The 14381-nt window shown below is 50.3% G+C and carries 11 protein-coding genes and 3 tRNA genes; 10 read left to right on the top strand and 4 right to left on the bottom strand.

Annotated features, from left to right (window positions below):
• Window positions 1–12 precede the first annotated feature (12 nt).
• The 3 genes from VIS48_01175 to VIS48_01165 all read left to right on the top strand — a co-directional run bounded on the left by VIS48_01175 (window position 13) and on the right by VIS48_01165 (window position 4076).
• On the top strand, window positions 13–2214 hold the full coding sequence (locus VIS48_01175) for an adenylate/guanylate cyclase domain-containing protein (GenBank protein ID HEY9164749.1): 2202 nt from the start codon (window positions 13–15) through the stop codon (window positions 2212–2214).
• Window positions 2215–2276: 62 nt separating this feature from the next.
• Complete coding sequence (gene ruvB / locus VIS48_01170; GenBank protein ID HEY9164748.1) at window positions 2277–3389, top strand: Holliday junction branch migration DNA helicase RuvB; 1113 nt, start codon at window positions 2277–2279, stop codon at window positions 3387–3389.
• 45 nt (window positions 3390–3434) lie between these two features.
• Window positions 3435–4076: a DNA-3-methyladenine glycosylase gene (locus tag VIS48_01165; protein ID HEY9164747.1), complete on the top strand. Its 642-nt coding sequence runs from the start codon at window positions 3435–3437 to the stop codon at window positions 4074–4076.
• Here the strand turns inward: VIS48_01165 and VIS48_01160 are convergent.
• From VIS48_01160 to tilS, 4 genes are all read right to left on the bottom strand, one after another.
• Complete coding sequence (locus VIS48_01160; protein HEY9164746.1) at window positions 4061–4735, bottom strand: dolichol kinase; 675 nt, start codon at window positions 4733–4735, stop codon at window positions 4061–4063. The genes VIS48_01165 and VIS48_01160 overlap by 16 nt on opposite strands.
• 78 nt (window positions 4736–4813) lie before the next feature.
• Window positions 4814–6832, bottom strand: coding sequence for an ATP-dependent zinc metalloprotease FtsH (gene ftsH / locus VIS48_01155; GenBank protein HEY9164745.1), 2019 nt, complete (start codon window positions 6830–6832; stop codon window positions 4814–4816).
• A 15-nt stretch (window positions 6833–6847) separates the two neighbouring features.
• Window positions 6848–7411: a hypoxanthine phosphoribosyltransferase gene (hpt, locus tag VIS48_01150; GenBank protein HEY9164744.1), complete on the bottom strand. Its 564-nt coding sequence runs from the start codon at window positions 7409–7411 to the stop codon at window positions 6848–6850.
• Window positions 7392–8768, bottom strand: a complete 1377-nt coding sequence (gene tilS / locus VIS48_01145; protein ID HEY9164743.1) for a tRNA lysidine(34) synthetase TilS — start codon at window positions 8766–8768, stop codon at window positions 7392–7394. The genes hpt and tilS overlap by 20 nt, the downstream gene beginning before the upstream one ends.
• Before the next feature lie 167 nt (window positions 8769–8935).
• Here tilS and VIS48_01140 point away from each other — a divergent pair.
• The 7 genes from VIS48_01140 to VIS48_01110 all read left to right on the top strand — a co-directional run bounded on the left by VIS48_01140 (window position 8936) and on the right by VIS48_01110 (window position 14333).
• Window positions 8936–9010, top strand: a tRNA-Pro gene (locus tag VIS48_01140).
• Window positions 9011–9362: 352 nt separating this feature from the next.
• Window positions 9363–9435 (top strand) — tRNA-Gly (locus VIS48_01135).
• Window positions 9436–9513: 78 nt separating this feature from the next.
• A tRNA-Cys gene (locus tag VIS48_01130) sits at window positions 9514–9586 on the top strand.
• A gap of 66 nt (window positions 9587–9652) precedes the next feature.
• Window positions 9653–10336, top strand: coding sequence for a response regulator (locus VIS48_01125; GenBank protein HEY9164742.1), 684 nt, complete (start codon window positions 9653–9655; stop codon window positions 10334–10336).
• Window positions 10333–11385, top strand: a complete 1053-nt coding sequence (locus VIS48_01120; protein HEY9164741.1) for an ATP-binding protein — start codon at window positions 10333–10335, stop codon at window positions 11383–11385. Before VIS48_01125 ends, VIS48_01120 begins: the two co-directional genes overlap by 4 nt.
• Before the next feature lie 56 nt (window positions 11386–11441).
• Window positions 11442–12107 carry a phosphate signaling complex protein PhoU gene (gene phoU, locus VIS48_01115; GenBank protein ID HEY9164740.1) on the top strand — a complete coding sequence of 222 codons (666 nt, stop codon included), beginning with the start codon at window positions 11442–11444 and terminating at the stop codon, window positions 12105–12107.
• A gap of 135 nt (window positions 12108–12242) precedes the next feature.
• Window positions 12243–14333, top strand: a complete 2091-nt coding sequence (locus VIS48_01110) for a response regulator (protein HEY9164739.1) — start codon at window positions 12243–12245, stop codon at window positions 14331–14333.
• The last annotated feature ends 48 nt before the right edge of the window (window positions 14334–14381 follow it).

Below are 14381 nucleotides of genomic sequence, written 5' to 3'. Positions count from 1 at the left end.
AACCTAAGCTAAATGCAAGCTGTCCGCGGCAAACTTTCCAGACTGAACAATCTCATCGTGCCGCTTGTTATCGGGTTCCTCTCCGCGATAATTGCCTTCCTTCTTTCCAGGAATATTCCGGCAGAAGTAAGTTTTCTGAGAACTGCGCAATTAAAAACTCTCGATCAGCGGTTCGAGTACCGCGGCGCAGAGAACATTAAGGACAAATCGAAAGTCGTCATCGTCGGGATAACGGACCAATCCAACCAAGTCCTCCCGGTGAGTTTTCCTTTTCCTCGGAGTTATTACGCCAGGCTTATCAGAAACCTCTATGCCGCGGGCGCGAAAGCGATCGGGATCGATATCATAATGGATGAACCATCGGAGTCACCCAAGGAAGACAGCGCCTTGTCCTCCGCGTTGCGGAAGTATAAATCGGTCGTGCTCGCGGGACGAAACGATATCGACCTTTCCGGCCGGTACAAGATTTTGAAAAGTGAAGACTATTACCACAATGTTTTTCTGAGTGTCGACAGTGCGATCGGAATAGTTCTTGTCGGAAACGACCTCGACGGTGTGTACAGACGCTACATGCCATTCAACGCTTTCCAGACCGGCCCCAACGAGTACAGGACGATCCCTTCATTCGGTTTCGCGGTCCTGTCACAATACCTTGGACTCGGCAACGCGATTGCAAAGGATCTCAGTTCATCCTTCCAGCTCGGAAGCGTCGAGATACCGAAGTATGATCAAACGTCGATGCTCATTAATTATTCGGGTCCGACTGGAGAATTTCCCGTGTACGACGTTTGGCAGGTCCTCGATGATTCTTCTTTTGAGACGCGGGACGAAAAGGACAACGGCGTCGAAATAAACGGCTACTATGATTTGAAAAGTGCCGGCGTCTTCAAGGATAAAGTCGTTCTCGTCGGTGCCGCCTATCCGGAGTCGAACGATCTGAAGCCGATTCCGTTTACGGGGGACAGGGGCTCGAAAACCGGCAGCCTGGCTTATGGAGTCGAAATACACGGCAGCGCGATCGAGACTGTGCTCGACGAAAAATTTCTCGTCCCCACGAGTGCCTGGCAGGACTTCCTCGAAATGTTGATCGGCGCTCTACTGATCTCTCTTACATCTTTCTTTTTCAAATCGGCACAGCATCCCAGAATGATCCTCGTTATATTTGTACCGTTCCTGATTACGGTTGCAGTCATATTCGCATCATTCGAATCAGCATTCATTCTCTTTGCGAATAAGAGACTCATACTGAACATCGTTTACCCGGCGATGGCATTTACGTTCAGTTACGTTTTGACGGTAGTGTATCAATTTGTCTCGGAGCGGAGGCAGAAAACCGCGATAAAGTCCCTATTCAGTAGGTATGTCGACCCATCTGTCGTAAACGAGCTTGTCGATAATCCTGAACTTGTGAGACTCGGCGGTGAACGAAAGAAGATGAGCGTATTGTTTTCGGATATTGCGAACTTCACTACCATAAGCGAAGGCTTGGCACCTGAAGAGCTCGTGGCCCATTTGAACGAGTACCTCACATCTATGACAGAAGTCGTGTTCAGACACGCCGGGACTCTTGACAAGTATATCGGAGACGCGATAATCGCATTCTGGGGTGCGCCGCTGGAACTCGAGGACCACGGGTACCGGACTTGCCAGGCCGCAATGGAGATGACCCGGCAACTTGACAAACTCAACACGAAATGGACTGAAGAAAAGAAACCGCTCCTCAATTTCAGGATCGGAATTAACTCGGGCGAAATGATCGTCGGAAACGTCGGGGGAAAAGAGAGATTCGATTACACGGTCATCGGCGACAACGTGAACCTTGCCTCACGCCTCGAGACAGCCAACAAAGTGTATGGTACGCGGATCATGTTGAGCGAATTTACGTATGAGCTGGTCAAGGGGCGGGTCTTCGCCCGTGAGCTCGACCTGATCGTAGTCAAGGGTAAGACGAAGCCCGTGAAGATTTTCGAGCTTATCTCGGATGACGCCGCGATGGTCGCGGAAGAGGTCAAGGTCTTTGTGGGTTTGTACGACGACGCCTTGAAAAAATACCGCTCAAGGGATTGGGAAGCTGCGGCGGGTCATTTCGAAAAAGCCCTCTCTGTCAAACCCGCCGATGTTCCATCCAGGGTCTATCTCGAGAGAAGCAGGTTGTACGCGCTTGAGCCGCCCTCGGCCGACTGGGACGGCGTATTTATAATGAAGACAAAGTAGCATCCCGCCGGGAGATTTATCGCCAAATTGAGTTTCACTTCGAGCAGGATTAAATTGTTGAAATGAAAAAGGGAAAATCGATCCCCACCGAAAAAGTCCGCAAGGAAAGGAAAATCGCACCCGAGCAAGTATCGGACGATGCAAAGTTTGATAGAGCTCTGCGGCCGAAGGTTCTCGACGAATTTGTCGGCCAGAGGAAGATTGTAGACAAGCTGAAAGTCTTTATCGGCGCCGCTAAGAAGCGAAAGGAAGCTCTCGACCATGTTCTCCTTATGGGACCGCCGGGACTTGGCAAGACCACACTTGCGAATATTATTGCAAATGAGCTCGGGACAGAAATAGTCTCGACAACAGGTCCCTCGTTGGAAAGACCCGGCGACCTGGCGGGTATTTTGACATCGGTTCAAAAAGACGTAGTCGTTTTCATCGACGAGATTCATCGAATACCAGCCGCAGTCGAAGAAATCTTGTACGGCGCGATGGAAGATTATAAACTTTCAATTGTGGTAGACAGGGGACCGGGTGCGCGAAGCGTGCAACTTGACATTAATCCGTTCACGCTTGTCGCGGCAACTACCCGCGCCGGACTCCTGAGCAACCCATTCAGGTCGAGGTTCGGAATCATCGAGCGACTCGAATATTACGACGACGAGGACCTGGAGAAAATTGTCGTCAGATCCGCTTCTATTCTCAAAACCAGAGTGGAGAAAAGCGCGTCAGTTGAAATTGCCAAGCGAAGCCGCGGCACTCCCCGCATTGCAAACCGGCTCCTGCGTCGTACTCGTGACTTCGCTGAATTCAAGGGCAATGACTCCATTGATCTGGTTGTAGCCAGGGACGCGCTGGACAGGCTCGAGGTCGACAAAACCGGTCTAGACGAAATGGACAAGAAGATTCTCTCCACGATAATTGACTACTATGGCGGCGGGCCCGTAGGAGTGGGAGCAATTGCGGCAGTCGTCAGCGAAGACAGCGGCACGATCGAGGAAGTCTACGAGCCGTTCCTCCTTCAGAAGGGTTATCTGCGGCGCACGTTGCGTGGAAGGGAAGCTACGGAGCGCGCGTACGAACTATTGGGGAAATCGAAGAAACCTGGCTCGATGCAAATAGAACTTCCAGTTGACAATTCAAATTCGGGCGATCCTACCAACGGAGGGACGAAACCGGACTCTTGACCGGGTGGAATCATCAACCCGGCGAAGTCGCTGCGGTCTCTGCAAATGACCCAGTCCATTAAACCTTGGAGAGATGAATCGGCGCGTGTGGCGAAGCTCAAGCCGCTGCCATTGTCATATTACAGAAGGGAAACGTTGAGCCTGGCACCTGACATCCTTGGGAAAATTCTGGTGAGAAACATACGAGGTAAGATTCTCGCCGGCCGTATCGTGGAGATCGAGGCGTATCGCAGCAACGACCCGGCGAGCCACGCATTTCGCGGAATGACCGAGCGGAACAAGGTGATGTTCGAAGGAGGTGGGGTAGCGTATGTCTATTTCACGTACGGTATGCACTTCTGTTTCAATATCGTCACCGAGGCCGAAGGCTCGGCTGCCGCTTTCCTGGTTCGTGCTCTCGAGCCGATGGCGGGCTTAAAGGAGATGAAACATAGAAGGGGAGGCGGTCGGTCGACAAATCTCACAAACGGGCCTGCACGGCTCTGTCAGGCGATGCGAATCGATCGCTCTCTCAACGGCGTGAGACTCGACGGGACTGAGCTCTATATTTGTGACGACGGATTCAGAGTTCAAAGCGACGCAATAGAGAGTTCGCCGAGAATCGGTATACGGGAAGGGAAGAACCTGAAGTGGCGATTCTTCTTGAAAGGGAATGAGTTTCTGAGCAGGCGTCAGCCCAGGAAGTAGACGTTGAGCTGAGGAAGGAATATTATGTACATTGCCCACGCGCTCAATCCGAACGAGATAGGTATAGCAATATTGTCATCTACAATTTCATAGGATAAGACCTCTGCGACAGAGGCCACTAGAGCGGCAACCACACCCAGCAGGTATTCCCCGAAGAGATAATCGACCTTGGGCGTGAGAGCGACTGCAGCGATACCTGCAATAATGAACGCGAGGCTTCCCTCAAAACTCTTGGGCAGCTCTCTGCTTAGAAAGATCTTGTGGCGCCCGAATCTTTTTCCGAAAAGTGCCGATGCGGTATCCGCAAGTATGAGGACAACAAAACTGTTTATCATGATGAATTTTGGAAACGCCCAAATACAAATCACGGCAGAGATCAGCATGTAAGTTGCCCCGTTGAGCGCGTGCCGCCGCTCGTCGACTTCGTGTCTCCTGAGAAGAAAACCGAAAAACCGATAGAAGACTCCCGACACCTGCGGGATTTCATAACGTGCAAGGTCCACAGTCACAAACAACACGGTAACCGGAATTATCAGCTCAAGTGCGAGTGTCTTTGGAATGAAATAGTACACGGCAGGTATGGCGAGAGAGAAAAGGTGGATGGCTTTTCTTACGAGCTCGCTTTTGAAGTCGACGCTGTCGCTCAGAGCCTGATCCATCAAATTCCGTTATTCAACCGACCGTTGCCGCACGTTATGCAGCTGGAGATTTTATTTAGACGCACGATAGATTCAGATTCAGCCTTTTGCCTGCGGAACAGAGACAGCTTCGTTCTTCCCGTCGCCATTTGGTTTTGCCACCGGCGGGAGTTCTTCGCCCTTGATGCATTTCTCAATCTCGTCGGCGTCGAGGATTTCGCGCTCGAGCAACGCTGACGCCAGTCTGTCCAGCGCATCGCGGTGCTCGTTGATGATTTCCTCTGCCCGCGTCATGCTCTTTAAGACAAGCGACCTTATCTCTTCGTCGATCTCGATCGCCGTCTTCTCGCTATAGTTTCTGTGCTTGGTGATTTCTCTGCCGAGGAATATTTCCTGTTCATTTTCTCCCCATGTCAGCGGGCCGAGCCTCTCGCTCATTCCCCACTCGCAAACCATCTTCCTGGCAATCGTGGTTGCTTTCTCGATATCATTTCCCGCACCGGTAGTGAATTTCTTGAAAATGATTTTCTCTGCGGCACGTCCTCCAAGCGCGTATGTGATCATCGCCAGCAGGTATTCCCGGGAATATGTGTGCTTCTCGTCGATGGGAAGATATGTAGTGACGCCGAGAGCTCTGCCTCTCGGTATGATAGTGACTTTGTGAACGGGGTCAGCTTCAGGCACCATCCGGGCCACCAGGACATGGCCGGATTCATGGTAAGCCGTAACCTTCTTCTCTTCGTCCGATATTATGGTACTTTTCCGTTCCGGTCCCATCATTACTTTGTCTTTAGCTTCTTCCATGTCGGGCATGCTGACGCTCATGCTGTTTCTCCTCGCCGCAAGAAGTGCGGCCTCATTCACGAGGTTCGCCAACTCTGCGCCCGCAAAGCCCGGTGTTTCTTTCGCGATTATTGCGAGATTCACATCAGCAGACAGTGGAATATTGCGAGTGTGAACTTTCAGTATTCCTTCTCTTCCTTTTACATCCGGACGATCGACGACGACTTGCCTGTCGAATCTTCCCGGTCTGAGCAGGGCGGGATCCAACACGTCAGGACGGTTTGTTGCCGCGATTATAATCACGCCGCTGTTCTGCTCGAAGCCGTCCATCTCGACGAGGAGTTGATTCAGCGTCTGTTCGCGTTCGTCATGGCCACCGCCGAGGCCGGCGCCACGATGGCGTCCGACTGCGTCTATCTCATCTATGAAAACGATACACGGAGCATTCTTCTTGGCAGTTTCGAAAAGATCGCGTACCCGGCTGGCTCCGACTCCTACAAACATTTCGACGAAATCTGCGCCGCTTATCGAGAAGAAGGGAACACTTGCTTCCCCCGCAACCGCGCGGGCAAGAAGCGTTTTGCCGGTTCCGGGCGGCCCGAGGAGAAGCACTCCTCTCGGAATCTTTCCGCCTAACCGTTGAAACTTGGCAGGCTCCCTGAGAAACTCTATGATCTCACTCAACTCTTCTTTTGCTTCATCGGCGCCGGCAACATCCTGGAACGTTACCTTGATCTGGCTTTCGGTCATCAGTTTCGCACGGCTCTTTCCGAAACTGAATATCCCCTTCGTATTGTTGCCCTGCATTCGCCGCATCCATACCAGCCAGAACACAAGGAGCGCGACCCACGGCAGAACGCTTATGAGACTATTTAGCCACTGATCGCTTTCCTTCACGAAATTGAATTTCACGCCAGCCTTCTGCCACTGAGCGACGACGGAAGGGTCCGCAGCTTCCGGCAGAAATACGACGAACTTCTCGATCTTCTTCCTGCTTCCCGATTCGGTCGTTATCTCCTGCGGCTCTTTCAACACTCCGTGGAAATCGTAATTGTTAATTTCCGATTTCTTTATTATTGCTTCCTTTATCTGATCGGAATCAAGAAGTGCCTGGTACTGTGAAAATGTTATTTCCGTTTCCTGATTGTCGCTTCCGCGGAAAAGTGTCATCACCAGAAAGACCGCAAGTATTATCGCGGCCCAGCCGATGATTATTCTACCGGTCCTCCAGTTGAAATCGTCTTCAGGAGGCTGATTTGGTTTCCGCTTCAGATTCGGCGGACCTACTCTTCTCTTAGGTGAACCATTTTTTTTATCGCTAGACAAATTTGGCATCCAAATTCCTCTTAACTATTTATCCAGAACGTAGATTGATCTGAGATTTCGAGCTTTTTGAGCGTAATCCAGTCCGTATCCGACGACAAAATGATTAGGGATTTCGAAACCTATATAATCTACCGCTAAATCGATTTTAACGCAATCTCTCTTATACAATAGGGTGACGACTGTGAGCGTCTTTGGATTCTGTTTGGTGATCAGTCTCTTAATAAAATCCATCGACAGACCGGAATCAATTATATCTTCCACGATAATGATGTCTCTTCCAGTTACCTCGCAATTCAGGTCTTTGATGAGGCGGACATTCCCCGTGGAAATCTTAGCGTCACCATAACTTGAAAGCTTAAGGAAATCTATCTCGCAGTCGATCGTGATTTCCCGAATCAGATCCGAGAAGAAAATGAAGGAGCCGTTCAATACGCCGATAAAAGTCGGAGTCCTCCCGGCAAAGTCCCTATTGATATTAGCGGCAAGTTCTTTCACCCTTTTCTTTATCTCTTCCTCGGCAATGAGCATCCTGAAGCGCTCGTTGTTTACGGTTACAGTTTGTGTCCGTTCATTTATAGCCGAATTCAATTCTTAAAACTCTCCTTGTGTTTTCAGTTAACTTGAACCTGTCGTCAACTCTCAATCCACAAACCCAGATTATGCCGTCTTTGTTGGTCAGAACCATAACGTTATTCTTTTGATAGACCGGAATTTTCATGTCTACAAGAAAATCGCTTAATTTTTTTCGCCCCTGCATTCCGAGCGGTGTAAACCAGTCTCCAGGATGCCAACTCCTTAATGTCAACGCCTCTCCTGCAAGTTCAGCATCAATAAACTCAACAACAGGGGAGAGTGAAAAGTGCACGTCCTGGCGGCTTGTCTCTTCGCTTGTGATATAGAATTCGTCAAATTCGTACTTCTTGCCGGGGACTATCTCGGCAACGAATTCCGGAGCCTCCTTGGGATTCCTGATAAAGACCAGGTTATGCCTGTCTCTGTAAACTACCACTTCGTTCCCTACTTCGATAGAAGTCCCGGACTCAGAGTTTAACAAATCGATTATCGCGTCCACTTTATGATGGTCGATTTCTCCTCGAACGAATTGTCTCAACGAATTAATGAGAATGTTTTCCTGAATGAAGAGAAGAGCATTTTTCAGTTTCGAAATGTCGAGGACAAGTCTTTCGCCGTCAAACTCCCGCGCAAGATTCGAGTAATGGATGCGGACTTCATTATTGACAAACGTGCTTAGTTCCTGGAAGATTGTCGCGTTTCGGTTCAAGGTGTTCACCACACCCGGATTTATTTTTTCCTGGATGAGCGGGATAAGTGAGAGCCGGACGAAGTTGCGCGTGTAGTACTCTTTCGTGTTTGATGAATCCTCCCTGAACTTCAGCCCCTTTGACCTTGCATAGTTCTCGATCTCGCGCCGGTCGGCAAAGAGGAGGGGGCGGACAATATCTCCCCGCTTCAACGGGATTCCACCGAGCCCGTCCACTCCTGTTCCTCTAAGCAGATTGATCAAGACGGTTTCTGCGTTGTCGTTTGCATTGTGGGCGGTTGCGATCTTATCGTAATTCTTTAGAACCTTCACTGTCTCGAAATATCTGTACCTGATCTCTCTTGCCGCCACCTGGAGTGAAGTTTTTTGCTCCACCATAAACGCCTTTACGTTCGCCGCATGGACGTAACATTCAACTCCATAGTGATCAGCTGTCTCCCTCACGAATCTCTCGTCTTCCTCAGATTCCTCTGCACGGAGTTTATGGTTGATATGCGCGACCGCGATCTCAAGACCAAGCCGCTCGCGTAGTTCCATGAGCAGATCGAGGAGCACTGACGAATCAATTCCACCCGATACGCCGATCACCAGCTTGTCGTCCGTTGAAATGAGCTGGTGCTTCCTGACGAATCTTTCGAATTTATTGAGAAAATCGTGCGTCATGATCGTTTTGAAGATGCCTTCCTCTTCGACGATTGAAAGGCGGGTTTATTTGAAAAAGTTATTATACCCGTCTAAGATTTCCAATTTGGACATGATCGTCTTGCTGCAATGGCACCTTCGCTGTTATATTGAACGGTTGCGGCAATCCTGCCGACGTATGTCGATCACGGGGCGTGGCTCAGTCCGGTTAGAGCGCTTGGTTTGGGACCAAGAGGTCGTGGGTTCGAATCCCACCGCCCCGACAAAGGATGTGGTTCGGTTAAAGCGTGACGCTTTAGGTGCCAAGGTCGTGGGTTCTCCCGAAGGTCCGAAGTCCCGAAGGGATCCCTTCGGGAGACTCCTTCGGAGGATCCGCCTCGGGCGGAGAATCCTACCGCTCCTACAAATAGAGGGTCGAAGATTCCGGTTCATGTCGATCGCACTATTGTGGAACATATGACCAGAACAAGCAACGTTTCCCCAAACAGACCTCAGTGGTGCTAGCACATCTCCTGCAACAACGAACATGTGTGAGCGATTTCTGAAATGGTCAATCTCGCTCAGCCACGCCAACCTTGACTTTCTTTCCGTTCACGGCTATATTTTCAGCGCAACGCGGGAATAGCTCAGTTGGTAGAGCGCAACCTTGCCAAGGTTGATGTCGCGGGTTCGAGTCCCGTTTCCCGCTCAACTTCAGTGTAACTAAACAAGTATGGATGTTGCACCCGCCGGAGTGCCTCGAGGATTTAGTCGGCGGGTTCTACACGGCGACGTACCCAAGTGGCTAAGGGAGAGGTCTGCAAAACCTTTATGCGGCGGTTCGAATCCGCCCGTCGCCTCACGATACGCCCCCATTCTCTTGCTCCCGCCCGAAGAGTCCCTGTGGACAACGAAAGGAGATCTCAATGAAGACCGTCTTAGTGGTTGATGATGAACAGGACATCGTGCAGCTCATAAAGTATAATCTGGAGCGCGAGGGATTCAGAGTCGAGTCCGCATCCGATGGGAACGAGGCTCTGGTCAAAGCATCCGACATCAAGCCCGATGTCATACTCCTGGATATTATGCTCCCTGGCAAAGATGGTTACGAAGTCATGAAGTCCCTTGGACAGTCAGAGAGGACTGCAAACATTCCGGTCATCTTTCTGACTGCGAAGAGCGCGGAGTTTGATGAGGTGCTTGGTCTTGAACTTGGTGCGGACGATTATATCGTTAAGCCTATCAGTCCGCGGAAATTGATCTCAAGAATCCGTGCAGTTCTCAGGAGAGCCGAAGGGACAAAGGGAGGCGAAGGTAAGAACATCGATCTTGGAAAAGTAATCATAGATCGGGAAAGCTACGTGGTGAGGGTTGGGGGGGCACAGGTTTTCTTCCCTCGCAAGGAGTTCGAAATACTATACTACCTCGCCGCTCACGAAGGGAAAGTCATATCGCGGGAAACTCTCTTGAGCCGCGTGTGGGGCTCCGATGTTTATGTCGGCGACAGGACAGTCGACGTCCACATCCGCAAGATCAGAGAAAAACTTGGCGACCACGCAGATATGATCGAGACAATAAAGGGAGTGGGTTATAAACTGAAAGTTGAATGAGAAGGCTATTGATCTCGTATAAGTCAAGGATTGTATTTGCCTGTGTCACGGGCATTCTGATATATATGGTTCTCATTTCGATCCAGGCATTCATTTCGGTTCGGTCCGCTCTGCAGGAAAACCATGTGCTTGTGATCGCACTGGTTTGCGGCTTGGCGACCTATATATTTCTTGAATCGTTTGCTTCAATTCGGAAGAGGCAATCAAATATCCTGAACACGATCGTCGAGGCATTACGCCGGATAAGTGCGGGCGACCTGTCCGTTCAGCTTCCGGAAACCGGTGCTGACGATCTGAAACAAATCAGTAAGCTCACGAATCAGATAGTCCGAAACCTGCAGAGCGACATTGCCAGATTTGAGAAACTAGAGAAAGTGCGGAGCGAATTCCTGGCTAATGTCTCTCATGAGCTCAGAACGCCTATCTTCAGCATACAGGGATTCATTGAGACTCTGATCGATGGGGCGATGGATGACCCGAAAGTGAACAGGGAATTCCTGATGAAGGCGTACCAGCATTCGGAAAGACTTAACACATTGCTCAACGATCTGATCGAAATATCGAGGATTGAGAGCGGTGAGATGAGGATGAGCTTCCGGTATTTCGATATAACTGAATTCCTCGCGAATGTGATAGAGGAGTTGAAACCCAAGGCGGAGAGAAAATCGCTCACGCTGTCGGTATGCATGAAACCCGATGAAATTCTGGTCCTTGGCGACAGGGATAGGCTGCGACAGGTAATGTGGAACCTGATTGATAATTCGGTGAAGTATACCGACGAGGGCGGGAAGATCGAGGTCGGTTACACTGATACGCCCGACCATGTCAGGGTCTTTGTGAAAGACACCGGCTGCGGGATTGGAGATGAGCACATTGCGCGTATCTTCGAGCGATTCTACAGAGTCGACAAGGACAGAAGCAGGAGTGTGGGCGGAACGGGGTTGGGGCTTGCTATTGTTAAACACATTGTCGAGGCACATAAAAGCAGAATAGAAGTGAAAAGCGAGCCCGGTAAAGGCTCGGAGTTCAGCTTCACCTTAAAGAAATAGATTTGAGGAGTATCTCGTGACAAGAAATAGTAAATCGTCAGAACGGAGTGAGGAGAATGCATAGACATTTTGAAGATCAGCTTGAAGACTTGCGGTCGAACCTGATCAAGATGGGAAGCCTTGTTGACAGTCAGCTGGAGCGCGCTTTCCGGGCGCTGCATGACAGTGACATGGAGGCGGTCAAGAAGGTGTATGAGAATGAAAAAAAGGTCAACGATTTCGATAACCTGCTTGATCAGCAGGTTGACGATATAATAGCACTTGAACAGCCCGTCGCAGCTGATCTTAGGCTTGTTGTATCTGCAATTAAAATGAACCATGAACTCGAACGAATCGGCGACGTGGCGGTGAACATAGCGCAGCGAGTCGAACCGCTTCTTAACTTTCAAGATTTCGTCCGGCGAACCGCAATTCTGGAAATGGGCGATGTGGCCAGAAGTATGGTTCATGACAGCCTCGATTCTTTCATCCATGGCGACGCGGAATTGGCCCGGCGTGTCTGCAAAGAGGACGATGTCGTCGACGACATGAACAGGGACAAGTTTCATTTTGTAGTGGGCGAGATGAAAAAGGACTCCGGCCTGGTTGAGCCGGGCGCGCACCTTATTGTAGCACTCAAGCATACAGAGCGCGTAGCCGACCATGCGACGAACATCGCTGAAGATGTAGTGTTCCTTGTCGACGCGAAGGTCATCAAACACCATGCGGGTGAACAGGAGTAAAACCGGCACTCACTTCAGTCGGTTAGCGGCTCGATTTTTTGTACGCAGGGGGAATTCTACCCGGAAGGGGGTTCTTGGCTTATTGCTAATGAAGGTTCCCTTTAATAACTTGTTTCTAGATCTTCCGGAGCCATAATGCTGTTCAAAAAAACTCAGAACATCAAATCTTCGGCACCAACAGCCTCCGAGAATGCACGGCAAGAGATCGCGTCTCATTTGCGTCTTGCCGACAAATTCATCAAAGAGGGGAAATACGTTGATGCCAGAGAGGAATTAGACGCTGTCAGGGCAATTGATCCGAACAACGTTTATGCGCTAGCTTTGGAAGAACGCAGAACAGCCCTTGAATCAGCAGCACTGAAGACTGCAGCGGCTGCAGAAGCACCTCCCACTCCAGAAGAACTGGAAACCAAACCAGAAGTCATCGTAGAGACTCCCGCCCAAGCTCCCCAGGTGAAGCCGCCTGAACTTGCGAAGGAAGTCCTTGGCGAATCGGCCATACGTGCCGAGATCGAGCAGAGACTTGAGAGCGAGTACAATAAACGTTTCACAGATGAAATCAGGAAAGCCGAGCAGCGAATCGCCGAAGCCCTAAAGAAGGAACGCGAGTGGCAGGAAGCAGAACGAGCATCTCTGATTGCAAACCTCGAGAAGGAAAAAGAGAAATTCAGGAGAGAGCTCGAGAAGCAGTCTAAAGAAAAATTCGAGATGGAAATCGGCAAAATGGAGGCCACTTACAGGCAGCAACTTGCTTCAGAAAGGAAGAAGGCCGAAGAAGAGACGCGTTCCGAAATGAGCGCCCTCTACGAAAAATCCATGCTCGAATTGAAGGAATCCGCAGTAAGGGAAAAGAAGAGCCTTCTCGACAAGGAGCGCACGGCCATAGAGGATAGCCGTAGGCAAATGGAAGCGGAACTCGATAAGAGAGTCTCGACGGAAGTTGAAAAGATGAAAGCCAGCGGCGTTGTGGAAAAGGAAAAGGAGAGCGACCAACACACGGAGGTGATCCGTCAAAGGCTTCAGAGGGAATACGAGGAAAAGCTCGCGGCAAACCAGCGGAGAATTGAAGAAGAACGAGAATATCGTCAAAGGGAAATTGAAAGGACTTACGAAGACCGTTACCGGAAGCTGGAACAACAGACCCAGTCGGAGTTGGACAAACGGCTAGACGAACTGAGGCACAACGAGCGGAGGGAGTTCGAGCAGAAACAATCTGAGCTTCGGAGACAACTCGAATTGGAATACAGGGACAAGCTCTCGTCGGAACTCGCCGCCGAACGCGAAAAGGTAGAAAGTAGAATAGAAAGAGAGCTCAAAGAGCATCAGTCACGAATCGAAGGCGATCGGAAGAAGGTTGTCGAGGAGGAGCAAAAGAAACTCGACGAGAGAAGATACCACCTTCGTGGAGAGATGGACAAAGAGCTTGAGAAGCGGATCCTTGACGCAAAGTCCATAGCTGAAGCTGACTATGAAGAGCGGCTGAAACTCCTTGGCGTTAAGCTTCCCGACACACGTGAGGAGAAGCTCCGATTATACATGACGAGGTTGCGCGAAGCGTGGGCAACACCGCCCGTAACTCCGGAGCTGGCAAGGGAATTAATGCAGTTACGAGATGTGCTTGGTCTTACTTTTGAGGACCATCTTGAAAGCGAAAGCGATATCAGGCTCCAGGTTTATGTGACGGAAGTCGAGAAGGAAATTAGAAAAGGGAAGATCAAACCGAACGACCAGAGCGCCCTGGAGGATTTGAAGCATCGGTTCCAGATAACACAGGAGGAGTCGACAAAACTCGAGCCGCATATTCTCGCTGCTTTCCAGCGCGCGGTAATGAAAGCTGTAATATTGGTGGTGGACGACGAGCCGTCGTTTCTCGAGACTGTCCGCGCCGTCCTGGAAGGATATGGCTACAGCGTTTTGACCAAACTCAGCCCGTCAGATGGTCTGAAACTTCTCGAGACCACTCACGTCGATCTCATCATTTCCGATGTCATGTTTTCCGGAACTGAAGGTGACGGATTCTCCTTCTTTGAGAAAGTGCAGAAGGTGCCGCACCTGAAGAAGGTCCCGTTTATCCTGATGAGTGGAATGCATGAGAGTTTCTTTGTCCGCACGGGCATTCAGCTTGGTGTGGATGACTACCTCACAAAACCGGTCGACCCGGATATGCTTGCAGCCGTTGTCGAAGGCAAGCTGAAGAAATATCGCTCTCTCAGAGAGAGTGATTAACCCGCCCTTAGGATATCTCTTATTGAAGTCTGCAAAACGTAAGCCCGG

It is taken from the genome of Candidatus Kryptoniota bacterium (assembly GCA_036567965.1).
GTDB lineage: Bacteria > Bacteroidota > Ignavibacteria > Kryptoniales > JAKASW01 > JAKASW01.
The sequence above is the reverse complement of the archived record's forward strand: the minus strand, read 5'-3'. Positions and strand labels throughout refer to the sequence as shown.

What these genes read in the sequence shown, in the direction of transcription:
- VIS48_01175 (HEY9164749.1), top strand. Translation starts at nt 13, where the DNA reads ATGCAAGCTGTCCGCGGCAAACTTTCCAGACTGAACAATCTCATCGTG.
- ruvB (HEY9164748.1), top strand. Translation starts at nt 2,277, where the DNA reads ATGAAAAAGGGAAAATCGATCCCCACCGAAAAAGTCCGCAAGGAAAGG.
- VIS48_01165 (HEY9164747.1), top strand. Translation starts at nt 3,435, where the DNA reads ATGACCCAGTCCATTAAACCTTGGAGAGATGAATCGGCGCGTGTGGCG.
- VIS48_01160 (HEY9164746.1), bottom strand. Translation starts at nt 4,735, where the DNA reads ATGGATCAGGCTCTGAGCGACAGCGTCGACTTCAAAAGCGAGCTCGTA.
- ftsH (HEY9164745.1), bottom strand. Translation starts at nt 6,832, where the DNA reads ATGCCAAATTTGTCTAGCGATAAAAAAAATGGTTCACCTAAGAGAAGA.
- tilS (HEY9164743.1), bottom strand. Translation starts at nt 8,768, where the DNA reads ATGACGCACGATTTTCTCAATAAATTCGAAAGATTCGTCAGGAAGCAC.
- VIS48_01125 (HEY9164742.1), top strand. Translation starts at nt 9,653, where the DNA reads ATGAAGACCGTCTTAGTGGTTGATGATGAACAGGACATCGTGCAGCTC.
- VIS48_01120 (HEY9164741.1), top strand. Translation starts at nt 10,333, where the DNA reads ATGAGAAGGCTATTGATCTCGTATAAGTCAAGGATTGTATTTGCCTGT.
- phoU (HEY9164740.1), top strand. Translation starts at nt 11,442, where the DNA reads ATGCATAGACATTTTGAAGATCAGCTTGAAGACTTGCGGTCGAACCTG.
- VIS48_01110 (HEY9164739.1), top strand. Translation starts at nt 12,243, where the DNA reads ATGCTGTTCAAAAAAACTCAGAACATCAAATCTTCGGCACCAACAGCC.